Origin of the sequence: Dyadobacter beijingensis DSM 21582 (assembly GCF_000382205.1) — a bacterium.
Classification (GTDB): domain Bacteria; phylum Bacteroidota; class Bacteroidia; order Cytophagales; family Spirosomataceae; genus Dyadobacter; species Dyadobacter beijingensis.
Genome location: NZ_KB907789.1, coordinates 250,595 through 275,673 on the forward strand (window position 1 = coordinate 250,595; position 25,079 = coordinate 275,673).

The 25,079-nt window shown below is 49.8% G+C and carries 26 protein-coding genes; 13 read left to right on the plus strand and 13 right to left on the minus strand.

Annotated elements, in window-relative coordinates:
* The first annotated feature begins 1 nt into the window (after position 1).
* Together H144_RS0119560 and H144_RS0119565 are read left to right on the plus strand one after the other, a co-directional pair.
* Positions 2-1,018 (plus strand): cation diffusion facilitator family transporter, encoded by a 1,017-nt coding sequence (locus H144_RS0119560; RefSeq protein WP_019943794.1) that lies wholly within the window; start codon positions 2-4, stop codon positions 1,016-1,018.
* Between the two features lie 23 nt (positions 1,019-1,041).
* Entirely contained in the window at positions 1,042-1,965 is a 924-nt protein-coding gene (locus H144_RS0119565) for a sugar phosphate isomerase/epimerase family protein (RefSeq protein ID WP_019943795.1), read from the plus strand.
* A gap of 109 nt (positions 1,966-2,074) precedes the next feature.
* Here H144_RS0119565 and folE read toward each other — a convergent pair whose 3' ends face one another.
* Entirely contained in the window at positions 2,075-2,764 is a 690-nt protein-coding gene (gene folE / locus H144_RS0119570) for a GTP cyclohydrolase I FolE (RefSeq protein WP_026350841.1), read from the minus strand.
* Positions 2,724-3,140 carry a 6-pyruvoyl trahydropterin synthase family protein gene (locus H144_RS0119575; protein WP_019943797.1) on the minus strand — a complete coding sequence of 139 codons (417 nt, stop codon included), beginning with the start codon at positions 3,138-3,140 and terminating at the stop codon, positions 2,724-2,726. Before H144_RS0119575 ends, folE begins: the two co-directional genes overlap by 41 nt.
* 454 nt (positions 3,141-3,594) lie before the next feature.
* On the opposite strand from H144_RS0119575, the gene H144_RS0119580 reads away from it, so the two are divergent.
* Positions 3,595-4,821 (plus strand): sugar MFS transporter, encoded by a 1,227-nt coding sequence (locus H144_RS0119580; protein ID WP_019943798.1) that lies wholly within the window; start codon positions 3,595-3,597, stop codon positions 4,819-4,821.
* A gap of 7 nt (positions 4,822-4,828) precedes the next feature.
* Positions 4,829-5,911, plus strand: coding sequence for a GHMP family kinase ATP-binding protein (locus tag H144_RS0119585; protein WP_019943799.1), 1,083 nt, complete (start codon positions 4,829-4,831; stop codon positions 5,909-5,911).
* 38 nt (positions 5,912-5,949) lie between these two features.
* On the opposite strand, the gene H144_RS0119590 is transcribed toward H144_RS0119585, so the two are convergent.
* From H144_RS0119590 to H144_RS33405, 4 genes are all read right to left on the minus strand, one after another.
* On the minus strand, positions 5,950-6,321 hold the full coding sequence (locus H144_RS0119590; protein WP_019943800.1) for a hypothetical protein: 372 nt from the start codon (positions 6,319-6,321) through the stop codon (positions 5,950-5,952).
* Positions 6,322-6,404: 83 nt separating this feature from the next.
* Positions 6,405-7,490, minus strand: a complete 1,086-nt coding sequence (locus H144_RS0119595) for a T9SS type A sorting domain-containing protein (RefSeq protein ID WP_019943801.1) — start codon at positions 7,488-7,490, stop codon at positions 6,405-6,407.
* A 4-nt stretch (positions 7,491-7,494) separates the two neighbouring features.
* Positions 7,495-7,899, minus strand: coding sequence for a hypothetical protein (locus H144_RS0119600; protein WP_019943802.1), 405 nt, complete (start codon positions 7,897-7,899; stop codon positions 7,495-7,497).
* 22 nt (positions 7,900-7,921) lie between these two features.
* Positions 7,922-8,650, minus strand: a complete 729-nt coding sequence (locus H144_RS33405) for a hypothetical protein (protein WP_019943803.1) — start codon at positions 8,648-8,650, stop codon at positions 7,922-7,924.
* Positions 8,651-8,967: 317 nt separating this feature from the next.
* Here H144_RS33405 and ispG point away from each other — a divergent pair, with 317 nt between their 5' ends.
* Genes ispG through H144_RS0119620 form a run of 3 tightly spaced genes read left to right on the plus strand, consistent with a single transcriptional unit; the run spans position 8,968 to position 11,513 of the window.
* A complete protein-coding gene (ispG, locus tag H144_RS0119610) occupies positions 8,968-10,971 on the plus strand; it encodes a (E)-4-hydroxy-3-methylbut-2-enyl-diphosphate synthase (RefSeq protein WP_019943804.1) in 2,004 nt (667 codons plus the stop codon).
* A gap of 9 nt (positions 10,972-10,980) precedes the next feature.
* On the plus strand, positions 10,981-11,160 hold the full coding sequence (locus H144_RS0119615) for a DUF6728 family protein (RefSeq protein ID WP_019943805.1): 180 nt from the start codon (positions 10,981-10,983) through the stop codon (positions 11,158-11,160).
* Positions 11,157-11,513 carry an MmcQ/YjbR family DNA-binding protein gene (locus H144_RS0119620; protein ID WP_019943806.1) on the plus strand — a complete coding sequence of 119 codons (357 nt, stop codon included), beginning with the start codon at positions 11,157-11,159 and terminating at the stop codon, positions 11,511-11,513. Before H144_RS0119615 ends, H144_RS0119620 begins: the two co-directional genes overlap by 4 nt.
* Positions 11,514-11,606: 93 nt before the next feature.
* Here H144_RS0119620 and gldC read toward each other — a convergent pair whose 3' ends face one another.
* Both gldC and H144_RS0119630 read right to left on the minus strand, forming a co-directional pair.
* Entirely contained in the window at positions 11,607-11,948 is a 342-nt protein-coding gene (gene gldC, locus H144_RS0119625; protein ID WP_019943807.1) for a gliding motility protein GldC, read from the minus strand.
* 36 nt (positions 11,949-11,984) lie between these two features.
* The gene (locus H144_RS0119630; protein WP_019943808.1) at positions 11,985-12,710 is read right to left on the minus strand and encodes a DUF4197 domain-containing protein; all 726 of its coding nucleotides are present in this window, start codon (positions 12,708-12,710) and stop codon (positions 11,985-11,987) included.
* Positions 12,711-12,817: 107 nt separating this feature from the next.
* On the opposite strand from H144_RS0119630, the gene H144_RS0119635 reads away from it, so the two are divergent.
* The 5 genes from H144_RS0119635 (at position 12,818) to H144_RS0119655 (ending at position 18,047) form a co-directional block, all read left to right on the plus strand.
* Positions 12,818-14,089 carry a competence/damage-inducible protein A gene (locus H144_RS0119635; RefSeq protein WP_019943809.1) on the plus strand — a complete coding sequence of 424 codons (1,272 nt, stop codon included), beginning with the start codon at positions 12,818-12,820 and terminating at the stop codon, positions 14,087-14,089.
* Between the two features lie 63 nt (positions 14,090-14,152).
* Positions 14,153-15,454, plus strand: a complete 1,302-nt coding sequence (locus H144_RS0119640) for a dihydrolipoamide acetyltransferase family protein (RefSeq protein ID WP_026350844.1) — start codon at positions 14,153-14,155, stop codon at positions 15,452-15,454.
* Positions 15,454-15,987: a 5' nucleotidase, NT5C type gene (locus H144_RS0119645; protein ID WP_026350845.1), complete on the plus strand. Its 534-nt coding sequence runs from the start codon at positions 15,454-15,456 to the stop codon at positions 15,985-15,987. Before H144_RS0119640 ends, H144_RS0119645 begins: the two co-directional genes overlap by 1 nt.
* Complete coding sequence (locus H144_RS0119650) at positions 15,984-16,661, plus strand: response regulator (RefSeq protein WP_019943812.1); 678 nt, start codon at positions 15,984-15,986, stop codon at positions 16,659-16,661. Before H144_RS0119645 ends, H144_RS0119650 begins: the two co-directional genes overlap by 4 nt.
* Positions 16,662-16,664: 3 nt before the next feature.
* Positions 16,665-18,047: a sensor histidine kinase gene (locus H144_RS0119655; RefSeq protein ID WP_019943813.1), complete on the plus strand. Its 1,383-nt coding sequence runs from the start codon at positions 16,665-16,667 to the stop codon at positions 18,045-18,047.
* A 346-nt stretch (positions 18,048-18,393) separates the two neighbouring features.
* Here H144_RS0119655 and H144_RS0119660 read toward each other — a convergent pair whose 3' ends face one another.
* From H144_RS0119660 to H144_RS0119670, 3 genes are all read right to left on the minus strand, one after another.
* On the minus strand, positions 18,394-19,140 hold the full coding sequence (locus H144_RS0119660) for an acyl-CoA desaturase (RefSeq protein WP_026350846.1): 747 nt from the start codon (positions 19,138-19,140) through the stop codon (positions 18,394-18,396).
* A 130-nt stretch (positions 19,141-19,270) separates the two neighbouring features.
* Positions 19,271-19,930: a DUF4159 domain-containing protein gene (locus H144_RS0119665; RefSeq protein WP_019943815.1), complete on the minus strand. Its 660-nt coding sequence runs from the start codon at positions 19,928-19,930 to the stop codon at positions 19,271-19,273.
* Positions 19,931-20,057: 127 nt separating this feature from the next.
* Complete coding sequence (locus H144_RS0119670; protein WP_019943816.1) at positions 20,058-20,765, minus strand: RsmE family RNA methyltransferase; 708 nt, start codon at positions 20,763-20,765, stop codon at positions 20,058-20,060.
* 394 nt (positions 20,766-21,159) lie between these two features.
* Here H144_RS0119670 and H144_RS0119675 point away from each other — a divergent pair, with 394 nt between their 5' ends.
* Positions 21,160-22,173: a glutamine synthetase beta-grasp domain-containing protein gene (locus H144_RS0119675; protein ID WP_019943817.1), complete on the plus strand. Its 1,014-nt coding sequence runs from the start codon at positions 21,160-21,162 to the stop codon at positions 22,171-22,173.
* A 138-nt stretch (positions 22,174-22,311) separates the two neighbouring features.
* Here the strand turns inward: H144_RS0119675 and H144_RS0119680 are convergent, their stop codons facing one another.
* Positions 22,312-22,863, minus strand: a complete 552-nt coding sequence (locus H144_RS0119680) for a hypothetical protein (protein WP_019943818.1) — start codon at positions 22,861-22,863, stop codon at positions 22,312-22,314.
* A gap of 29 nt (positions 22,864-22,892) precedes the next feature.
* The gene (locus tag H144_RS0119685; RefSeq protein WP_019943819.1) at positions 22,893-25,079 is read right to left on the minus strand and encodes a glutamine synthetase III family protein; all 2,187 of its coding nucleotides are present in this window, start codon (positions 25,077-25,079) and stop codon (positions 22,893-22,895) included.

Below are 25,079 nucleotides of genomic sequence, written 5' to 3' on the forward strand. Positions count from 1 at the left end.
GATGCAAATAAACCAAAATAAGCTTAAACAACGTCTCATCATGCTGTCTTTTGTGGCCAGCATCCTGCTGACAGGATTGAAGTTTTTTGCATTCTACATTACCTCTTCCAACGCCATCCTGAGCGATGCGCTGGAATCGATAATCAATGTAATCGCCAGCGGCTTTGCGTTTTACAGCATCTATTTGTCGTCGCAGCCCAAAGACCGGAACCACCCTTACGGGCACGGTAAAGTCGAGTTTTTTTCGGCCGGTTTCGAAGGCGCATTGATCATCATCGCCTCCATATTCATCGTGGTTGAGGCGGTGAAAAGGCTGATGGACCCCGCCCCGATTGAAAACCTGGCGCAGGGCTCCCTCTTTATCGTTTTCACCATATTCGTGAATACCGCCATTGGCTACAAGCTGCTCACGGAAGGCCGCCGGGCCAACTCCCTCGCATTGGTCGCCGATGGCAAGCATTTAATGTCCGACAGCATCAGCAGCGTCGTACTTATATTGAGTGTCGGGTTAATCCTGCTGACGGGCTATGCCTGGATCGACAGCGTCGCTTCCCTTCTGTTCGGGCTGTTCCTGGCTTACAGCGGTTCGCAGCTCGTCAGCAAATCGGTAGCCGGACTGATGGACGCCAGCGACGAGCTGCTGTTAGACAAGGTAATACAGGTTTTGAATGAAAATAAGAAGGACGAATGGATCGACGTGCACAACCTGCGTGCCCAGCAATACGGCTCCGACCTGCATATCGACTGCCATTTGACATTACCTTACTATTGGGAGCTGCAAAAAGTGCACGAAACGATCCACGACTTCGAGAACATTCTCAAAAGCTCACAGCCGGGCGAAACGGAAATTTTCGTGCATGCCGATCCGTGCGTATACCAATGTTGCTACTTTTGCAGGATCGACAAATGTCCCGTTCGCCAGCATGCATTCGTGCAGGACATCGAATGGGACGCAGCCAAGCTCACCAAAAACGAGAAGCTGTACCGCGAAGCCAGAATAAATATTCAGGAACAATAATCATATCTAAATTCTAACCAATCATGGACTTTTCTCGTCGCGATTTCCTTAAAAAGGCCGGTGCAACCGCATTGGCTGCCACTGCATTCACAGACCTGTTCGCCGATCCGGCGGCCAAAAAACTCTGGTTCGACATTTCACTGGCTGAATGGTCGCTGCATAAGGCTCTTTTCGCGAAAAAACTGACTAACCTCGATTTCCCGGAACTCGCTAAGAAAGAGTTCGGTATTTCGATCGTAGAATATGTAAACCAGTTCTTCAAAGACAAAGCGGAAGACAAAACTTACCTCGCCGAACTCCTGAAAAGAGCGAAAGACAACGGCGTAAGCAATCACCTGATCATGATCGACGGTGAAGGCGGCCTGGGCGAACTCGACGCCGCGGTACGCAACAAAGCCGTTGAAAACCACTACAAATGGGTAGAAGCCGCTAAATACCTCGGTTGCAAAACTATCCGCGTGAATGCATTCGGTAAAGGTTCGGACGAAGAAATTGCGAAAGCGGCAGTGGACGGCCTGGGTAAACTCGGCGAATTCGCTGCGAAAACCGGCATCAACGTGATCGTTGAAAACCACGGCGGTTCTTCTTCAAACGGCAAATGGCTGTCGGGTGTAATGAAGCAGGTTAATATGAAAAACGTAGGTACGCTGCCCGATTTCGGTAATTTCTGTATCAAACGCGCGGCCAGCGGCTGCGAAGAATCTTATGACCGTTACCTGGGAACGTCGGAGCTGATGCCGTTCGCCAAAGGTGTGAGCGCGAAAACTTACGATTTCGACGAAAAAGGCAACTGTATCGAAACAGACTATGCCAAAATCCTGAAAGTGGTGAAAGCGGCAGGTTTCAAAGGCATCGCCGGTATCGAATATGAAGGAAGCAAATTGTCGGAATATGACGGTATTAAGGCTACAAAAGCATTGTTGGAGCGCGTAGGACCGACGGTTTAGTCGCATTCAATCCGCAACAACAAGTGACTACACTTGACTATAAATGACAACACCTGACAAATAGCTGTCAGGTGTTGTCATTTATAATCAGATGTGGTCACTCGTAGTCCTACATTCCGAGGTAACTCAGAAATTCCTTTTTGGTCATTTCCTCTTCGAACTTACCACCATAGAAGGCGGTCACCGTCGAGCTACCGGAGTCGCGTATCCCGCGTGACTGTACACACATGTGCTGCGCGTCGATCACGACGGCCACGTCCTCGGTTTGCAGCGCCTGCTTCAACTCGTTGGCAATCTGCACAGTAAGCCGCTCCTGCACCTGCGGGCGTTTCGAATAGTATTCCACAATGCGGTTCAGTTTCGACAGGCCGATCACTTTTCCGCTGGAAATATACGCCACATGCGCCTTGCCGTAAATAGGCACGAAGTGGTGCTCGCAATTGGAGAACACGGAAATGTCCTTCTCTACGAGCATTTGGTTGTATTTGTATTTATTGTCAAAAAGGGCGATCGCGGGCTTATTCTTAGGGTCCAGGCCGCTGAAAACCTCCTTGATGTACATTTTCGCCACACGCTTCGGGGTACCTTTCAGGCTGTCGTCCGTCATATCCAGGCCCATTATCTCCATGATATGGCGGAAATGCTTCTCGATAAGCTCCATTTTGGTTTCGTCCTCCATCGCAAAAGCGTCCTTGCGAAGCGGGGTTTCAATACCCGTAAACAAATGATCGTCCCCTACCAGGTCAGTGTCCAAAGCTTCACTGGACTGGATACTCGACAAAATTCCGTTCTGTTTCATACAATCTGATTTTCAGGTCAAGCCCTGAGTCAATTTGGGGTCTTAAAATTGAGTAAATGACGATCGCGATGTTTTCTGCGGTCGGATTAAGGGTTTTGAATTCTTCAACATCGAGATTCAGGTTCCGGTGGTCGAACCGGTCGATAACTGATTCCTTCAATACGGCGCTCAGGACTTTCATATCCATTACATAGCCTGTCTGGGGATCCAGCGGGCCTGTAACCTGAACGATCAGCTCGTAATTATGTCCGTGAAAGCTGGGATTGTTACACTTTCCAAAAACCTCCACGTTCCTTTCATCCGACCATTCCGGATTATGAAGACGATGGGCCGCATTAAAGTGCTCTTTCCGGAACACCGCCACCTTTTGCACCATATGTTTAAACCACTTAAAATTTCAGTTTGCCTTAGATGTCGTAACAAAGTCTGTGTCCAACACATCTAAGGGTTCGAGCATGCTGTGAGTCGCTCTCAGAAGTCTCTTGCTTTGGGTAAACGCTGTAAGCTAGCAAATTGTTCACGTGGTTCCTACTTTCATGTTGCACACTAGTGTGCTTGGTGTCAATTTTTAATTAATAAAAAAATTTAAAAATCTGGCATTTGCGTGTAAATTGCAGCCCCGGAGCTGGTAAGACCAAATAATCTACTTCCATCTGCCGCGGTGAGTTTCAACAGATTTTGAAAAGTATCAGCGCTGATTTCCTTCGGAAACCGAAGGATTTAGCGAACGGGCCCGGGCACTTCTGGCCCGAATGAAGAATATTGCGTATTATAACAAACCAAATACAACCATAGCAAATAACCCGACAACCTAATCCAATACGACTTAAATGAGCAAAAAGAACAGTTACCTGGGTCCCCTCTTCATTATCGGCATTCTTTTCTTTGTGATGGGTTTCGTCACATGGGTGAACGGAACACTGATCACCTTCTTCAAAAAAGCATTTTCACTCGATAACACCAGTTCCTACCTGGTTACATTCGCATTTTTCATTTCCTATACCGTCATGGCCATCCCCTGTTCGATCGTTTTGAAGAAAACGGGGTTCAAAAACGGGATGTCGCTCGCGCTGCTCGTGATGGGGATCGGTACGCTGATTTTCATTCCAGCTGCCGAAATGGCCTCCTACCCGCTGTTTCTCGTCGGTTTGTTCACGATCGGTATCGGTTTGACGGTGCTCCAAACAGCTTCCAATCCCTACGCCACCATCCTGGGCCCGCGCGAAAGTGCCGCCCAACGGATCAGTATCATGGGTATCGCCAACAAAACGGCGGGGATTTTCAGCCAGATCATATTTGGTAAATTGTTGCTCGCAGGTGCTTCCAGCGCCGATCCCAAGTCGGAGCTCGACAAGGTGGCTATGCCTTACCTGGTGCTTACCGTGGTACTCGTAGCATTGGCGATTATCATCAGAATGTCGAAGGGCCTCGTGGAAGTGAGCGAGGAAGAAGACGACGATACGCCGATTGCGGCGCAGCAGGTGGCCGTTCAGAAAACGAGCGTTTTGCAATTTCCTAACCTCGTGCTGGGTGTGCTCGCCTTGTTCTGCTACGTGGGCGCGGAAGTAATCGCCGGCGATACGATCATCAGCTACGGGGTGTCCCTCGGCTTCCCCGAAGAAGAGGCCCGTCTTTTCGGAACCTATACATTATATGGTATGATGTTCGGCTATGTATTGGGTATTGTATTGATTCCCAAATATGTATCACAGCAAGCATACCTTAAATTCTCTGCGATCCTCGGTCTGATCGTGACGGTGATCGCCATTAACTCTACCGGTTTCACGTCCGTGATATGCATTGCGATCCTGGGTTTTGCCAATGCGGTGATCTGGCCTGCATTGTGGCCGTTGGCATTGAGCGGCTTGGGTAAGTTCACAAAAATCGCATCCGCATTGCTCGTCATGGGTATTTCCGGCGGCGCGGTATTACCTTTGGTGTACGGAAGCATCGCCGACTCGATCGGCAGTACGCAGAAAGCTTACTGGATTTTGGTTCCACTTTACATTTATATGCTGTATTTCGGCTTAGTAGGCCACAAAAAGAAAAGCTGGTAGTTTAACAATGAGGATTTCAACTCCCGGCCGCATCTGCCTTTTCGGGGAACACCAGGATTACCTGGGGCTCCCCGTGATCGCGGCGGCCATATCGCGAAGAATCAGCGTCGACGGTGGTTATCGCGATGATCAAAAAATCATATTGCATTTGCCCGATTTGGGCACGCAGGAAGAATTCTCCCTCGACACGACCTTCCCGTATGTCAAGCCGCGCGACTATTTTCGCAGCACGATTAATGTTGTAAAAAGGAAGGGACTCACATTCTCGAAAGGTTTCGAAGCCACTGTTCACGGCAATATCCCCATCAATTCAGGTACTTCCAGCTCCTCGGCGCTGATCGTTTCCTGGGCAAATTTCCTAGACAAGTTGAGCGATAATCCGCTCAATTTCTCCAAAAAGGAATTGGGAGAAATCGCTAATGCAGCCGAAGTACTGGAATTTGGCGAGCCGGGGGGGATGATGGACAACTATTCTACGGCCATCGGTAACGTCATTTACCTCGAATCGACGCCTGTCATTAAAGTGGAAGTATTGACACCCAAGTTAGGCACATTCGTCCTCGGCGATTCGCTGGAACCGAAAGACACGCTCGGTATTATTGCCCGCTGTCGGTACGGAATGGAAGACGTAATCAAAATCGTGACCGATTACGACCCGTCATTCTCCATTTTCACGACACCGATCGAAAAGTTGGTAGATTACAAATCAGTGCTATCCAACGACCAGCTAGGCCTTTTGAATGCCAATATTGAAGACCGGGACATTCTGGTGGAAGGCAAAGCACTCCTGATCGACAGCGCCGAAAACCACGCCAGCCAGCATTTCGACAAACATTTCGGAAGCCTGCTCTATAAACACTACCAAAACCTCCGCGACCACAAGCGTACCTCCACCCCGAAAATCGAACGCATGATGAACGCGGCATTGAACGCCGGTGCATTGGGCGGCAAGATCAACGGCTCGGGCGGAGGCGGCTGCATGTTCGCCTATGCGCCTACGCACGCAGAAGAAGTAGCCGAAGCCATCGAACGCGAAGGCGGAAAAAGTTATATCATTACAGTCGACGAAGGCACCCGGATTGAAGGATAACCTTCGATCTAGGGCGCTTGGTCGCTGGCAACCCTCCATCACTTCGGCCCGGTCAAAACCGCAGCTAGCTTCATGTTTTTCTGAAAATCGATATAATCGATTTTCAATGAATCCAACGGCACTCCCGCGCAACTGAAAACGTGGCCAAGCGGTGTGCACCCAAATGGGGTAGTTATCGCTAAAAACTGCTGGTCATGATAAATGTAGACCGAGGCATTGTAGCCTCCACCATTTGGCAAAGTATACTTATTCAAATGGTCAACTATCCACGGAACTGTTTCTAATGATTCTTTCGTAAAACATGGTTGATCTATATTTTCGAACCGATCATTTTCTACGCACGCCACTCCCGCGAGCAACGTACATATTAGTATGATGGCAATGTTCATGCGGACTTTGACTTTGTTCATGGCTGGTAGGTTTTGAGTAAAACATTCATCAGCTTTTTCCACGCCGATGTGAAAGTGAATAACTTAATGGATTGGACCTTCTTTCATTTCCCGATCAAAACCCGTTTCGTTTGTACCGTGCCATCCTCGAAAGTTGCCTTTAAGAAGTATGTCCCTTTCAACCCTGCATTCAATTTGACCGTCGTCAGATTTCCCTCCACATTTGGTAAATAGTTCTGTAGAACCCGCTGGCGATCGTCCAGCAGGCTAATTTTTATTATCCCATTTACCTTATTATCCAGATTCACCGCTTGAATATCCTCGAGGGATTCCGATGATATGGTAATGACTTCTTCGTCCTGAGCCGGATTAGGATAAACCTGCATTTTCGAACCGCTCGGTTTGAAAAATGTAAACGAATGCCTCGGCGCTCCGCAGAATGCAATCGAAAGACCGCCATTGTTGGAAGGGCCATTGAAAGTAAAATTCACGGTGCCTGAGTTTTGATTATTAATGATGGTGCTACCTGCCGTTGAACTGAATGTCGGGCCCGTGTCCGGGTCGAGACCCCAGAATATCTGCATGTTGTGTGCGCCCCAGGTGGTGTTTTGGAAACTTCCGGAAATGAGATTGCCGTCGAGGTAAACGCTTGTTAAGGGCGGAGCGTATTTGCAGGTCCAATAACTGGATGGCACGCCATAACCAGGCATAACATCGTTTGAATTATGCTTGACTAACGGCCCTGCACCCCATTTTGAAATATATTTACCTGCATCATAAGTTGTTACGGCCGAATGGTCTCCCGAATATCGAACGCGCAGTTTACCCTGAGTTCCATTATAAATGGTCTGAGTATAGCTCGGGTTCACACCAGATACATAGGGGGTAACTCCTCCATGTGTTACCTGATCGATACCGATTTTGTTTCCGCCTGTCGAAACATGCCATGCGTAACCATGGCAATTGTACTGCCGCGTGTAGTCATTCAATACAACACAACTTGGTCCATAAAATCCGTTTTTAATATCATTTTGGAACGATTGCAGCTGAGCATTCGTGTTTGGCCAAGCATCGAGGTATGCGAATAATGCGCTGGGCGGCACTTGCACACCATTGGGAGTATTAACTTGTCCCAGGGTTTCTGTCGAGATGATCCCAAGAAGCAAAACATATGCAGTAAAGTATTTCATTTGATCAATATTTAGCTTCCAATAACACCGACATCAATTCATTCTGCCCATAGAATTCGTTGTAGTGAATGTTCACTTCACCAATCGTCTTTCCATCACAGTTAAAAATGTAAGACATTGGCGACGAAAGCGACGGGTTTTCAAAAGCTAGATAATATTGATCTCGATACTGATATACCGCGACCCGTAGTGGCCCCTGCTTAGGAACCTGAAAAAAGTTTAGCTGATCTTTTACCCATGACACTGTTTCAAGTGATTCTTTTGTAAAGCACGATTCTTCTATTTCGTATTCCTTAATTTCAGTTTCCGTACAAGATCCGCCAATCAGTAGAAATCCGATTACAATCAAGGAAACAAGTTTAGCTGCAAGCACATTATGCCACGCATTCAATGATGTAAGTGTTTTCATGACTTTTGATTTTTAGTACAACTCAATGATTTTTAACATACTCGGTAAACTTGTCCAGCAATAGCTCAATCAGGTACTGATCTCGCATAACTAGTCTCTCTCGAAACGCCCCGATACGTTCCGTCTCAAAATGGCTTTCCAGCATTTCCATTCCCATCGAATGCATCACCTTATCAAAGATGTAAGCGCTAACCGCATCCGAAATTCCTCCAAACACATCCCGGTACCGCTGTTTAATAAGCAACTGTGCATGCAAACGTTTCAAAAAGTCAGCCTTTTCATGTGAGGACATTTGACTCAACAGTTGCTCATCACTCATAATAATCTCCAAACCAATCCATTTCAGAGAATACGCTCCCATTTCCGCACTGTCTGCCAATCTCTCAATTCGATTGAAATTCTCCTTGAAATAGACATTGCAGGCAGACTTCATCGCATCAGGACGTTTTTTGAATTCATCGAATCCATTAAACCCTTCTAATGCAAACCCCAGCCCTTCCAAGGGGCTATCATGCGCCACATAACTCCGGAAAAACGGGTGCTCCATCGTAATCAGCAGCAATTCCTCCGTACTCAGCGTCTTCAAATCAATTCCTGTGATCTGGCAGGCATTCTGTCGTTCGGCGACAGATGTAAGAGCATTCCAGCATTCGGTGCCTGGCTTGCAGGGGTAATTCCAACGCAGTAGGGATTGAGCCGAAGCGACGGACGACAGTAACATGGCAATCAAAAACAGTTCGGCTTTTCTCATAGAACTACGGTTTACATGATGAATAGAACATGCACTTTGCCGCGAACGCGGATGATCGTATCAGGATATTGATCTTGTAATTTGCCGTAGACTGGCGGTGACGGACGTAGTAAATATTTAACTTTTCCAATACAAAACATAACCATTCCGATCACAGATGATTGTGTGGCTGGAATTAATATACGAACGGTAACTTTATAGGAGAGACTACAAATCCCGTGGCAGGGTGACCCCGCACCAAGCGGCTACGGAAAAATGCACCATTGGCATTCCAATTGTGTTTTAGTTTTAAGACCTTTGTCGATATTACCCATTCAATGACCGTGATCACAGCTTCTGAACAAAAAACCAATATTTACTGCCCGTCGCTGACGGCCTACGAACGGCGCCGTACGATCACCATCAACATCGGTGACATTCCCATGGGCTCCGACTACCCCATTCGCGTGCAGTCCATGACGACCGTCGATACGATGGACACGCAGGGGTCGATCGACGAGGTGGTGCGGATGGTCGAGTCGGGGTGCGAGTATGTGCGCATTACCGCGCCGAGCGTAAAAGAGGCTCAGAACCTGGAAAATATCCGCAATGGGTTGCGTAAAATGGGCATTCATGTGCCGCTGATCGCCGATATCCATTTCACGCCGAACGCGGCCGAGCTGGCGGCGAGGATCGTGGAAAAAGTGCGTATTAATCCCGGTAACTATGCCGACCGTAAGCGTTTCGAGGTGATCGATTATACCGATGCTTCCTATGCCGCCGAGCTGGAAAGGATCAGGGAGAAGTTCATCCCGCTCGTCAGAATCTGTAAGGAATATGGCACTGCCATGCGCATTGGCACAAATCACGGCTCGCTTTCCGACCGCATCCTAAGCCGCTATGGTGATACACCGCTGGGTATGGTCGAGTCGGCGCTGGAATTTCTGCGCATTTGTGAAGAGTTCAACTACTATAACATCGCGTTGTCGATGAAATCCAGCAATACGCAGGTGATGGTGGAAGCCTATCGCCTGCTTGTGCAACGGCTGGACGAGGAAGGTTTAAAGCCCTACCCGCTGCATTTGGGCGTTACAGAAGCCGGCGAAGCCGAGGACGGCCGCATTAAGTCGGCCGTCGGGATCGGCACCTTACTGGAAGACGGGCTGGGTGATACCGTGCGGGTATCTCTGACCGAAGCCCCGGAAAAAGAGGCCCCGGTGGCCCGTGCGCTGATCGAACGGTATACTAACCGTGCCCCGCATGCGCCGATCGAGCCGATCGACCACTGTCCTATCAACCCATTCCAGTATACCCGCCGCGACACGCAGGAAGTTTACAATATCGGCCATTTGAATGTGCCGCGCGTAATCGCCGACTACTCGAATATCCCCGTTCAGCAGCTCGAAGACCTGAAAAGTATCGGTCATTTCTTCCTGCCCGTACCCGACAAATGGGCCATGAACGACCAGGGTGCCGATTTTATTTATACAGGACAACAGCCGGTGCCTTTCATGCTGCCGAACGGCCTGCGCGAAATCCTGGATTATGCGACCTGGCAATCCCACCCTGAAAAGCATATTAAATTCCCGCTTTTCGACACAGCGGAATGGAATGCGGCTACCGAAGTTTCCGCCGACATGAATTTCGTAAAAGGCGATATCCATGCATTTGATGAGGCATTTCTGAATAATATTTCAGGTAAAACGAACGTCGTGCTCGTGCTGCACACGCAGAATGCACATGCGATGCCCGAAATGCGCCGCTTTTTTTACAAAGTCACTGAAATGAAAAACCGGCTGCCCGTAATTATCCAGCGGAGCTACGCGACCGACCTGGGCGACAGCCTTACATTATATTCCGCAACGGACATCGGCGGTTTGCTGGTGGATGGTTTCGGTGACGGAACGCTGCTTTCACCTGAATTTGCGGAAGGCACCGTGCACCCGGAGAAATTGAAAGCCGCCGCTTCCTATAACAGCATTGCATTCGGGATTTTGCAGGCGGCGCGCACACGGATGTCGAAAACGGAGTACATTTCCTGCCCTTCCTGCGGCCGCACGCTGTTTGATTTGCAGGAAACCACTGCGATGATCCGCAAGCATACCGAGCATTTGAAAGGGGTGAAAATCGGCATTATGGGCTGCATTGTGAACGGGCCCGGCGAAATGGCGGATGCCGACTATGGTTACGTGGGTATGGGCAAGGATAAAATTGCGCTGTATCGCGGACAGGAAGTGATCAAACGGTCGGTGCATTCGTCGAAAGCGGTGGAGGAACTGATCGAACTGATCCGGGAAGACGGCCGGTGGATTGAGCCGGAAGAGCGTGAAATTTTGGTATAAACAAATACAATGAAAAGATATTTTCAACTGGGAGAAGTGTTTTCCTACTTCATCCGCGTTTTCAAAAAACGCGACCCGAATAATCCCGATTCTTTCAATTTGCGCATGATGCACGGAATCAACCGCATTTCGATCATTATGTTCCTCATTTGCGTCATTGTCATGATCGTAAGAGCCTTAACACGATGAACCTCGAAACGCTGCGCGATTACTGTTTGAAATTACCTGGTGTCACGGAAGAATTACCTTTCGGTCCCGACACGCTGGTTTTTAAAGTGATGGGAAAAGTATTCTTGCTCACGCCGCTGGATACGCCGCACCATTCGTTCAATGCGAAATGCGACCCCGAAAAAGCGGAAGAGCTGAGAGAAAAATATCCCGACGTGAAGCCGGGATATCATATGAATAAAAAACATTGGAATACCGTATACGTAACGGGCAGCATTCCGAGCGAAGAGTTATTCGGCTGGGTGAAAGATTCTTACGACCTCGTCGTGGCGAGCTTGCCGAAGAAATCACAGCAGGAATTAAAGAATAACTAGATGTCATCCTGAGCGTACAGGGCCGCCCGGCGGTCGAAGGACGAACGCGATAATGCCCTACATGCGCTTCGACTTCGCTCAGCGTGACATATGCTATTTCGCCGCTTTCATTTCCTCGTCCAGTCGCTTGCTCAACGTGTCGCAAACGCCCTCGATCAGATCGGCCATGCTGCGGTCGTTGGTGGCAGTCAGCAAGGTATCCGCGATGCCGCTCATCAGCTCGATGTAGAAGCGCTTCATTTCAAAAACCTCCATATCCTTCGTCCAAAGGTCGATTTTCAACGTGCCGCGATGGTAATGGTCCCACACGCCGATGGCAATGGCACGCGTGTCGTTGATGCCCTCGTTCGGGTTGTCGGTCGCATCCCAGAAGATTTTTTCCGGTATATTTTTTTCGTCTAGTTCAACGGTGAAATGGATCTCTGACTTTTTCATTATTGAGGTGTTGATTTTTACAAAAGTAAGGAAAACTTACTTCCCTGCCTGACTGAACACTTTTTTCAGCAAATCGGTCACCCGGGCGCCCGGATTTTCACGAATTTTCTTTTCCTCCTGCGCAATGAGCACGTACAAGCCATCGATCGTTTTCTGGGTCGCGTACTCTTTCAGGTTCGGGTTCACCTTCTTGACCAGCGGGATCTGGTTGTAGGTGTTCACGATGTCGGCATAATACTGTGTGGCCTTGTTCAGCGCCAGCGTGCTGTCCACGACCGGGAAAAATGTTTTGAACAGATCGTCGTTGGTCGATTTTTTCAAATATTGCGTTGCCGCGTCGTCCTGGCCTTTCAGAATGCCCAATGCGTCGGGAACGGTCATGGATGTGATGGCTTTCACGAAGATCGGCTTCGACTTTTTGGCGGCGTCCTCCGCGGCGCGGTTGAGGGATAATGTAAATTTATCGACCTCCGCCCCCAGTCCCATTTTTCGCAATGTCTCGGCCACCTTCTGCGCTTCCGGCGGCACGGCGATCCTGATCAGCTCATTCTTGAAAAAACCGTCGACTTTGGAAGCCGATTCGGAACCGTTGCTGATACCTACGTTCAAGGCCTCTTTCAGTCCCAGAACGATCTCATTTTCACTGAGTCCACCACTTTTTCCGCCCGCTTTTTTCAACAGCTTTCCCAGGTCGAACTGGGCATAGGAAGCGTGTCCCAAAATCAGCCAAAACAGCGTAAACGAAAGGATTTTGTATTTCATTACAATAGAGTTTGTTAATATTTCACTACGCTTCAAACGTACTCAATAACGATTAATTTTACTTATTTTTGGGAAAATAACGGTCCCACTTAACCTGCTTCGAACCTATGATTTCCTCTGCCAGGGCTGAAATAATCACGATCGGTGACGAGATCCTTTTTGGTCAGATCATCGATACGAACACCCAATGGATTGGTACCCAACTCACTGATATAGGGGTCCGTCCGGCGAGGAAAACGTCCGTAGGCGACAACAAACAGGACATTCTCGATGCCTTCACCCAGGCCAGCAAGCGCGTGAACGTCGTGATCGTGACGGGCGGGCTCGGGCCCACGCGTGACGATATTACGAAACACACTTTCTGCGAATACTTCGGTACCGAGCTGGAAATCAATCAGGACGCGCTGGCGCTTATCACCGAATTTTTCGCGAAACGCGGCCGCGCCATGACCGAGCTGAACATCCAGCAGGCGGCTCTTCCCAAAAATTGTACCTACATCCCGAACCTATGGGGCACGGCGCCCGGCATGTGGTTCGAACAGGATGAGGTGATTTATGTTTCGCTGCCCGGCGTGCCTTATGAAATGAAAAACCTGATGGAGTTCGAAATACTGCCGCGGCTTAAAGCCCGGTTTTCGACACATATCATCCAGCATAAATCCATCCGTACCATTGGCATCGGCGAGTCGTTTCTGGCTGAAAAAATCGCTGCCTGGGAAGATGCATTGCCGGAACATATCAAACTGGCCTATCTGCCTCATTTCGGCCAGGTAAGGCTACGGCTGACCGGCACCGGCACGGACCAGGCGCTTTTAGAAAAAGAACTGAATGAGCAGGTCACATTGGTGCTGCCGCTCATCGGGGAGCATGTTTTCGGCTACGACTCGGATGAACTGGAAACGGTCATCGGCTCGTTGTTAATGCAAAACAATGCAACCGTAGGCACTGCCGAGAGCTGTACGGGAGGCTATGTAGCCAACCAGATCACGAGCATTCCGGGCTCCTCGCGGTATTATGAAGGCTCTGTGGTGAGTTACAGCAATGCGATCAAAACGAGCGTATTAGGCGTGTCGCCCGAAACGCTGGAAACTTACGGGGCCGTAAGCGAGCAAACCGCCCGTGAAATGGCGGAAGGTGCCCGCCGCGTGCTGAATACGACATTCGCCATTTCCACCACCGGCATCGCCGGGCCCGATGGCGGTACGCCGGAAAAGCCCGTAGGCACGGTGTGGATCGCCTGCGCTACGCCCGAGGAGACATTTACCCAATTGCTTACATTAAGGAACAACAGAAAAATCAATATAGAACTTACCTGCTCCTACGCCCTTAACCTGCTGAGAAAAACCATTTTAAAAACATCACTCGCAGTAAAAGGCTGAGCCGGGAACAGAATCAACGGGTAACGGAAGCTTGTTTTCCTTACCTTCGAAAAAACACCATTTATGAAAATAGTTGAAATGGTTATGCCTCCGATGGGGGAAAGCATCATGGAATGCACTGTACTTCACCTGCTTGCAGAAGAAGGCAGCAAGGTGCAGATCGATGACTCCATCCTGGAAGTTGCCACCGATAAAGTCGATACCGAAGTCCCCTGCGCTTACGAAGGAACGCTGACCAAATGGCTCGTAAAAGTCGACGACGTAGTGCCGATCGGCAGCGCCGTGGCGCAGATCGAAGTGGCCGACGACGTGGTGGCCCTTGAAGCCGAAACACCGCCGCTCGTGGCAGTGGAGGCAGAGGTAGCCGAATCCGTTGCAGCCCTTGAAAAAGATTTTCAGACGGCCGTGAGCAGAATGCCAGAGCCGGCCTACGAATATGCACCGGCCAATGCGGCCGTCAACTCGTTTTACTCGCCGCTCGTGCTCAGCATTGCGCGTCAAGAGCAGATTCCCGTCGAAGAGCTGAAAGTGATTAAAGGAAGCGGCATCGAAAACCGGGTGACGAAGGACGACATTCTCACATATGTAGAACACCGGCGGAAAAAAGGACCGGCCGTCGCCCCGGCAGCTGTTCCCGCGACGTCGCTGAACGGCAGCAACGAGATCATCGAAATGGACCGTATGCGGAAGATGATTTCGCAGCGGATGGTGGATTCGAAACGGATCTCGGCGCACGTGACCTCGTTCATTGAAACGGATATGACGCCTGTTGTGAACTGGCGCGAACACGTGAAAGCGGAATACCGCAAGAAAACCGGCGACAGCATTACGTTCACCCCCATCCTGATCGAAGCCGTAGCGAAGGCCATCAAGGACTACCCGCTGATCAACATTTCCGTGGAGGGCGACAAGATCATTAAAAAGAAAGACATCAATATAGGAATGGCGGTAGCATTGCCGGACGGTAACCTGATCGTGCCGGTCATTCACAATGCCGACCGCTACGATCTGCCCGGCCTGGCGCGCAAGGTAAACGACCTCGCCAAACGTGCGCGTGAAAACCGATTGAAAGCCGATGATCTCGCTGGCGGCACGTACACTGTTTCCAACATCGGTGCATTTGCCAACCTCATGGGCACGCCCATTATCGTGCAGCCGCAAGTGGCCATTATGGCATTCGGGGCGATCAAAAAGAAACCGGCGGTGATCGAAACACCGCAGGGCGACCTGCTCGGTATCCGCAGCATGATGTTCGTATCGCATTCGTACGACCACCGGGTGGTAGACGGCTCGCTGGGCGGGCTGTTCCTGAAACGCGTGAACGATTACCTCGAAAACTTCGACACTCACCGAACCATTATCTGATGCTGAGACTAACCCTGGACATGGACGATGTGCTGGCGAATACCCATGAAAAGCTCGTCGAAATTGTCCTCGCCGACTTTTCGACCACATTGAACCGCGAGGATTTCCAGCAAAAGGGACTGAGGGAACTACTGCACCCGAAGCAGCTCTCCAAGCTGCACAAAATCATGGATTCACCGGGGTTCTTCGCGGATATTGCCGTGAAAGAAGGGGCCATCGAAACCGTGCACAAGCTTTCCAGATATTATGAGCTGTTTGTCGCAACGGCTTGCATGGAATTTCCCAACTCATTCCGTGACAAGTTCGACTGGTTGAAAAAGCATTTTCCGTTTATCCCGTGGACGAATGTAGTTTTCTGCGGGTATAAAAGCATCATCCAGTCGGATTACCTGATCGACGACCACGTCAGGAACCTGGTCGCATTCCAGGGTAAAGGCATTCTTTTTTCAGCCCCGCACAACCTGCGCGAGACCGCCTACAAGCGCGTATCCAGCTGGAAAGAAGTGTCGGAACTATTTTTGCACAGCATATGAAACTGTTACTGATCGAGGACGAACCGAAAACATTGCAATCCATCCGCCAGGGACTGGAAGAGAATGGATATGAAGTGGATATTGCGTACGACGGACTGATCGGCAAGCAGCTGGCGCGTAGCAATGTGTACCAATTGATTATCAGCGACATCATCATTCCGGGCATCAATGGTATCGAACTCTGCCGGGAAATCCGCAGCTGGGGCGACGAAACGCCGATACTAATGCTCACCGCCTTAGGCACGACCGACGATAAAGTGACGGGCCTCGACGCCGGTGCCGACGATTACCTCGTCAAACCATTTGAATTCAAAGAGCTTCTCGCACGCGTACGCGCGCTCACGAAGCGCGGCTCCACAGTTTCGCACACGGCGCAGGTATTGAAATTTGCCGACCTGGAAGTTTCGCTGGATGCCAAAACCGTCTATCGTTCGGGAAACAAGATTAATCTGACGGCGCGGGAGTTCAATCTGCTCGTGTACCTGATCCGCAACCAGGGACGGGTTATTTCAAAAGTCGAGATTGCCGAGCAGGTTTGGGACATCGGTTTCGACACGGGTACCAATGTCATTGAAGTATATGTAAATTACCTGCGTAAAAAGATCGACAAAGATTATCCGGTCAAGCTCATTCACACGCAATTCGGAATGGGTTATGTGCTTAAAGTAGAATAGGTTATGCAAATCCGCACCCGACTTACGGTTCAGTTCTCCCTGCTGGTAAGCGGTATTTTGCTGATCACCTTCCTGGCCGTCTACTTTTTTACCTATTATAATGTAACGGAGGATTTTTACGACCGGCTGCGCTCGAAAGCGAAGTCGCAGGCCGAACTGTTGCTGAAAGTGCAGGTACCGCTCATCAATGCGGAGGTATTGAAAGCATTGGACGAAACCAACCGTGACCTCATTTACGACGAAAACATTTTCATTTTCGACGAGAAGAACCGCCTCATTTACAGCAACTCCACTACCCCGCAGCTTAAAGCGCTCCACGTGTCGAACTTCTGGCTGGACGAGATCCGCAAAGCCGGCCAGATCCGCTACGACGATGGGGATTACAAAGTGGTCGGTTTATACTACAAATACCCTTTTAACAAAGCCGTCGTCATGCTCGGCGCGAAGGATTTGTACGGGCAGGCGAACCTTTCCAACCTGAAAACGCTCCTGACCGTGCTCTACCTGATCGTGACATTTGTCGTCGCGATTGTGGGCTGGATATTCTCCAAACGTGCATTAAGGCCCATTTCGAAAGTCATGAACGCGGTGGAAGGCATTTTGCCCCAAAAGCTGGATACGCGACTGAATGTGCCGAACCAGAAGGACGAGATCGGGCGGCTTACCGTTACATTCAACAAGCTGCTCGACCGGATTGAAACGGCTTTTCAAATGCAGAAAATTTTCGTCGCCAACGTGTCGCACGAGCTGAAAAACCCGCTGACGAAGATCAAATCGCAACTCGAAGTGAGTATGCTCAAAGAGAGGAACGCGTACGAATACCAGATGACCATCCGTTCGGTGCTGGAAGACATTCAGGAACTGGGCCAGCTTTCCAATACACTGCTGGAACTCGCCAAAGTGAGCGAAGACCAGCGCGACCTGCTTACAGAGCTCGTTCGCGTGGACGACCTCCTGCTCGACTGCCGTATGAACCTCGCCCAAGCCAACCCGGCTTACAACATTCAGCTGAACTTCGACGAACTGCCCGAAGACGACACGTGGCTGGAAATTACCGGTAACTCCACGCTGCTGAAAACGGCATTTCTGAACCTGATGGACAATGCCTGCAAATTCTCCGACGACAATTCGGTGAACGTTTGCCTGCATCCCTCGCGCGGGCAGCTGGGCCTGAGTTTTTCGGATAATGGGAAGGGCATTCCCGAGAAGGACAAGAGCCTCGTTTTCCAGCCGTTTTACCGGAGCGACAATACGGCGAACATCAAGGGGTACGGCATCGGCCTGTCGCTCGTGGAGCGGATCGTGAAGCTGCATAACGGCAGTATCAGCATTCAATCCAACGTACCGAAAGGGACTACTTTCCGGATAACTTTTTTGCGCCTTTAAGCAAATTCTAACTTTTTATTAACGCCTTTCTAAGTATTGTTGATCTTATTTGTATTGTCGACAGGGCGAGACTACTTCGCTAGCCGGCAAATACAAAGGATTTCATTTTTTGTGGTGTTAATAAGCAGATTGGCAGGCGTCTCTCACGTCTGCCAATTTTTTTGTCATTTGTGGTCAAATGTAGTCAGGTATGGTCATTGGTAGTCAGGTGTGGTCACGTGTGTTGATTGATATAAAAAAGAGAGGAGAAACTGGACAGCTGACCAAATTCTCCTCCCATTCTATCAATGACAATACCTGACAACTCATGACGCCACCCGACGACAAACGATCAGAACATCATGCACTAGTGCTTCTTTCGGATCTCGATGATCTTCAACCTGCTCAGCAGCTTGATCACCGGGTAAGTCGGGTCGATTTCGAACCACTTGGAGCCGAAGTTGATGGAGTTCGGGCGTTTGTGGTGGTTATTCTGGAACAATTCGCCCATCATCAGGAAATCGAAAATCAGGGAGTTTTTGGATTTGTCGTCGTTGTCGAAATTCTGGTAACCATACTTGTGTCCGCTCCAATTGACGATCGCGCCGTGGATCGGGCCCATCAGGAAGTGGATCGGCAGCAGGAAGAAGAATGCCCAGTGCATGTCCAGGTAAATGTAGGCCAGCACGTAAAACGACAGGTACAACAATCCCCAGCCTACGCGCGAGATCCAGGAATCACCCAGTTTCTCGATCAGTCTCCATTCCGGGTAGTTACGTTCAAAGCGGTTTTCGATAGCGCGTTTGCGGTTCAAAACGGCATTATAAATATTCTTGGTTTCCCACATCATCGTGAAGACGTTTTTGGTATGATGCGGAGAATGCGGGTCTTTATCGGTGTCGCTGAATGCGTGGTGCATGCGGTGCAGGATCGCATACGCACGTGGGCTCAGGTAGGAAGATCCTTGTGACAAATAGGTAAGCAAATAGAAGAACCGTTCCCAAGGCTTGCTCATAATGAACATTTTATGAGCGGAGTAGCGGTGCAGGAAAAAGGTTTGACAGAATAGTGACAAATACCAATGTACAACAAATACAATCAGGACTATATACATGGAACGGCGGAAAATTTTAATATGCTGAACTTTGTACAAAAGTAAGTGCCAAAGGTTAGAAAACCGAAATTTCCAAAACTAAATTTGGAATAAAACGATAACCCTTACAACCGGCACCTATCCTGCGGATTTACTGGATCATGAACGCGTAGCTTAGCAGATTGGCGCCCATTTGCAGCGCTTTCCGGCGCATTTCCTCGGGGTCGTTGTACACGCTCTGGTCCTCCCAGCCATTACCCAGGTCGGTTTCGTAGCTGTAATAGCAAATAAGCCGGCCCTGCCAGATCAGTCCGAAGCCTTGCGGCTGTTTGCCGTCGTGCTCGTGTACTTTCGGGAGGCCATCGGGGAAGTTATATTTGATACGGTAAATCTGATGGTCGTACGGCAATTCCACGAACGATAATTCGGGAAACACCTTCTTCATTTCACGGCGGATAAACTGGTCGAGGCCGTAATTGTCATCGACATGCAAAAACCCGCCCGATAGCAGGTAATTGCGCAGGTTCAGCGCTTCGGCATCGGAAAACACCACATTGCCGTGGCCGGTCATGTGTACGAACGGGTACGAGAAAATATCGGGGCTACCCACTTCCACCACGTCCTCGGCCGGGTTAATATTCATTTTCAGCTCCGTATTGCAGAATTTGATCAGGTTCGGAAGCGATGTTTTATTCGCATACCAGTCCCCGCCGCCGCCATATTTCAACTTGGCGATTTTCAACGAAGATTGCCCGAACGAGGAAGCCACGGTGGAGAGCAGGAGGATCAGAAGGACGAGGCGGGTTTTCATAAATTTTGAACGACTGAATGTTGAATGACCGAATGAAGAAGTCAGGTTTAGTCAAGGATTGTCAGGTATTGTTTAACTATTGCGGGCAACTTCATAACCACTTCTGACTCACTGACTATTTACCCTGTTACAAAATCTGCGCCAAATTCACCGCGTGGCACCCCGCTACGGCCGCTGTTTCGGTCCGTAACCGCGTCGGCCCGAGCGAAACCGTCTGGAAACCGTTTTCCAAAGCGAACTCCACTTCTTTCGGACTGAAATCGCCTTCGGGCCCAATCAGCAGCGTGGTGTCGGCACCTGCCTTTATTTTGCTAACAACGTGCTCCACCGTATTTTGTTCCGGCACGTAGGCGATCAGACGGACCTCGTCGCCTACATTTTTAATAAACGGCTCGTATTTGTTATTTACTGTAATTACAGGCATATAATATTGCTGCGACTGCTTCATGGCGGCGGCGGCAATACGGTTCAGGCGGGTCAGGTTCACGACGCGGTTCAGGGTTTCGGGGTTGGTGTGCTCCGTCACGACGAAATCGATGCGCTCTACGCCAATTTCCGTCATTTTTTCCACCATCCACTCATTGCGCTCGGCCTTCCGCGTGGGCGCGATAGCCATATGCACGGCGAAGCCGCGCCTGCCGACCGTCGTCGTCTCGATCACCTCGTACCCTACCCTGCGGCCCTGGATATTCAGCCGGCATTTTTGCAGCAGTCCTTTGCCGTCGGTAACGTGGATCATGTCGCCGGAACCAAGCCGCAACACCTTCGAACTATGCCTTGCTTCCTCCTCGTCGAGTTCAAAAACGTGAGGGTCAGGCTGGTAAAACAAATGCATTTTTCCAATATTCAACTAATGTAACAAAATGCCCCGGGGGCGATCAAAAATATACAAAATATCGGCAAAGCCACAAAATTTACGATCCCCGCAGAATTCTATCCGGCACAAGTAACCGCGATCGTCATTTTTTGGACATTAAGACTATTTTTTAGATTCAAAGGCATATTTTACACCTATTTTCAGCATTTTAGCAGAAATTTTCCGCCAAACCCCGGTTTTTACATCCCGCCCGTTTTATTGGAATAGTACATTTTTTACTGACAATACTACCACGAACGCAATATTATTTTGCGGAAGGTTAATTTTTCCTAACATTTATTTTTTGTAAATACATTTTTGCATTAATATTGTGCCGTTATAATTATTCGTCACCACTTTATCTAGTACTATTATGTCAAAGTCCAAGCTGGAATATATTTGGTTGGATGGCTACAAGCCGACCCAAAGTTTACGCAGCAAAACCAAAATTGAAAACGATTTTAGTGGAAAACTGGAAGATTGCGCAATGTGGTCGTTTGATGGCTCGTCAACTGAGCAGGCTCCCGGCGGTTCTTCCGACTGTTTGCTGAAACCGGTTTACATTATTCCTGATCCACAGCGTAAAAATGGCTACCTGGTAATGTGCGAGGTATTGAACGCTGACGGAACTGCTCACGAATCGAACGGACGTGCCACTATCGAAGACGACGATAACGACTTCTGGTTCGGATTTGAGCAAGAATACTTCCTTTGGGATAACGAAACCAACAAACCGCTTGGCTTCCCGGCTAACGGCTACCCGGCTCCGCAAGGACCATACTACTGCTCAGTAGGCGCAGCCAATGCATTCGGTCGTGAGATCATCGAAGAGCACCTGGATGTTTGCCTTGACGCAGGTTTGAATGTAGAAGGTATCAACGCAGAAGTTGCTGCCGGTCAATGGGAATTCCAGATCTTCGCAAAAGGTGCGAAAGAAGCTGGCGACCAGATCTGGCTCGGCCGTTACCTCCTCGAAAGAATCGGCGAGAAATATGGTGTATCTATCAACTGGCACTGCAAGCCGCTGGGCGCGCTTGACTGGAACGGCTCAGGTATGCACGCTAACTTCTCAAACGGTACTTTGAGAACTGCCGGAAGCAAAGATACTTTCGACAAAATCTGCGAAGCATTCCGTCCGGTAGTGAAAGAGCACATCGAAGTTTACGGTGCTGACAACCACCTCCGCCTGACCGGAAAGCACGAAACTGCTTCTATCCACGATTTCAGCTACGGTGTTTCTGACCGCGGCGCTTCTATCCGTATCCCTGTTATCGTTCCTGCAAAAGGATGGAGCGGATACCTGGAAGACCGTCGTCCAAACTCGGCTGCTGATCCTTACAAAGTGGCAGCTCGTATCATCAAGACTGTTAAATCTGCTGTTATCTAATTCGCAGAAAAACATATTTTGCAGAACGGCCACCTTTCGGGTGGCCGTTTTTGTTTATCAGGGATAACGGATGAAGTTAGGAATGCATAAAAAAAGCGCCTTCGGTTAAAAGGCGCTCTCTATCAAGTTGCACGCGGATCAATCTTCGTCTTCGCTGCCGGTGAACGAGTAAAGCGTCGGGTCGAGCTCCACAGTTCCTGCGTTAAATGCTTTGACAAAGTCGGCGATAATCTTGTCGTTGATCTCCGTTTTGTTCAGGCCCACTTCCAGCCCTACACCGTATTCAAACTGGTCGTCGACTTCGACATGCTCGCGAACGGTGATCTCCTCTCCTTCTTCGATTTCCTCGATAAATTCGGTCAGCAATAGTTCCGCCTCATCCTCCTGTTCGTCGCTGATCTTATAGTTCGCCGGGCGCTCGTCAGGGGAAATATAGTTCGGCATCTCCTTCTTGAGCCTTTCCAGCGCTTCGTCATACACGAGCGTGGAGTGGTGCAGGCGCAAGGTAAAGATCAATGCGTCATAGATCACCTCCTGGTCTTTGTATGTTCCAACAAATTGGATGTGAGCATGTTCGTTGTTATCGTCGTCGTCTTCGAACTCGTCCTCTACATAGATAAAGTTCGAATTTTCGGCCTCACATTCGGCTTTGAGTTGCGCGATTTCTTCTGGATCAAATCCGGGATTCATAATCTGTGTTGTTGGTTTCAATTGCAAAACTACTCCAAAAATAGCATTTCACGGTACTTTGCCAGCGGCCAGTCTTCGTCGTCGATCAACAATTCGAGCTTATCGACATGGTAACGGATCTCGTCAAAAAAGCCTTTCACTTCTGAACCATAGCATTTAGCCCGTTCGAACAGGTCTTCGATATTGTTGGCCTTCTTGCGGCTTTCGGTCATTTCATGCACGAGTTTCTTGATCACCACCACGTGCGAGGAAATATCGCGGATAATCTCCTTGATCGGCTCGGCCTCGGCGAGCATTTCGAGGTCGGTGAGCGAGCGGGCGGTCTGCGCGAGTTTGAACTGGTATTTCACCACTGTGGACACAATGTGGTTCAATGCCAGATCGCCGATCACCCGAGATTCGATCTGCAATTTCTTCACATAATTTTCCAGCTCGATCTCGTAGCGCGCATGCAGCTCGCGTGAGCTCAGCACGCCCGTGCGTTCGAAAACGGCAACCGTTTTGTCGGTTTTGTAGGCATATAATGCATCGAAAGTCTCGCGGATATTGCTCAAACCCCGGCTTGCGGCTTCGGCGATCCATTCTTCCGAATAACCGTTTCCTTCAAATAATATGTTTTTGGATTCGAGGAAATAGCGTTTCAGGATTTCCACCGTCGCTACTTTCTTCTCTTCGCCCGCCGCCAGGCGCTCGTCCATTTCACGTTTGAAATCCAGCAGTTGATTGGCGACGATCGTATTGAGAATGATCATCGGCGAAGCGCTGTTCTGCGAGCTTCCCACGGCGCGGTATTCGAATTTATTTCCCGTAAAACAGAACGGCGACGTGCGGTTACGGTCGGTATTGTCGCGTTGAAGGTTCGGAATGCGGGTAATGCCGAGTTTGTAATAGAAGTTCTCCCCTTTTTCAAGTGTAATCTCTCCCTTGTTAACGAGTTCTTCCAGCATAGAAGTAAGCTCGCCGCCGAGAAACACCGAAACGATCGAGGGAGGAGCCTCGTTCGCACCCAGGCGGTGCTCGTTACCGGCCGACGAAATGGACGCACGCAGCAAATCGGCATGATCGTGCACGGCCTTCACGACATTCATCAGGAACGTGAGGAAGCGCAGGTTTTCCTTCGGTTTCGAGGTCGGCGCGAGCAGGTTAATGCCCGTATCGGTCGAAAGCGACCAGTTATTATGCTTGCCGCTGCCGTTAATGCCGGCAAAGGGCTTCTCGTGGAAGAGTACCTGGAAATTGTGCTTGTCACCCATCTTTTGCATAAGGTCCATCAGCAATGCATTATGGTCGATGGCGAGGTTCACCTCTTCAAAAGTAGGCGCGCATTCGAACTGACCCGGCGCCACTTCATTATGCCGCGTCCGCACGGGAATACCGAGTTTCAATGCTTCAAATTCGAAATCCACCATAAATGCGTTCACACGGGGCGAAATCGAACCGAAATAATGGTCGTCGAGCTGCTGTCCGCGGGCGGGATTATGCCCGAAAACGGTCCGGCCGGCCATGAGCAAATCGGGACGGGCGTAGTACAATGCCTTATCGACCAAAAAGTACTCCTGCTCGATACCGAGCGTGGGCGTAACTTTGGAGACGTCGCGGTTGAAAAACTGGCAGACGCCCGTCGCGGCCTTGTCGAGCATCACGAGCGAGCGCAACAGCGGCGCCTTGTAATCCAGCGCCTCGCCATTGTAGGAAATGAATACCGAAGGGATACACAGGGTCTTTCCGCCTGCGCCATTGTCCATCAGGAACGCCGGCGAGCTCGGGTCCCAGCCCGTATAGCCCCGCGCCTCGAAGGTCGCCCGCAGGCCTCCGCTCGGGAATGAAGATGCATCCGGCTCCTGCTGTACCAACGCGCTGCCCTTGAACTTCTCGACAGCCTTGCCGTCGATCGTCAGGTCGAAGAAAGAATCATGCTTTTCAGCGGTGGTACCCGTCAGCGGCTGGAACCAGTGCGTGTAGTGGGTCGCACCTTTGGAAATGGCCCAGGACTTCATCGCGGCCGCCACTTCTTCTGCCACCTCCCGGTCGATCGTCGAGCCGGAGCGGATGGCGTTGGAAATCTTGCTGTATGCCTCTGCGGAAAGCAGGGTCTTCATCACATCATCACTGAATGTATTGCTGCCGTAAAGGTCGGCTACTTTTTCTGTGGGAGGGGTCAAAACAGGAGAGACACGGCCCTGCGCGATCTCAAAAGCTTTGGAACGAAACGTCAT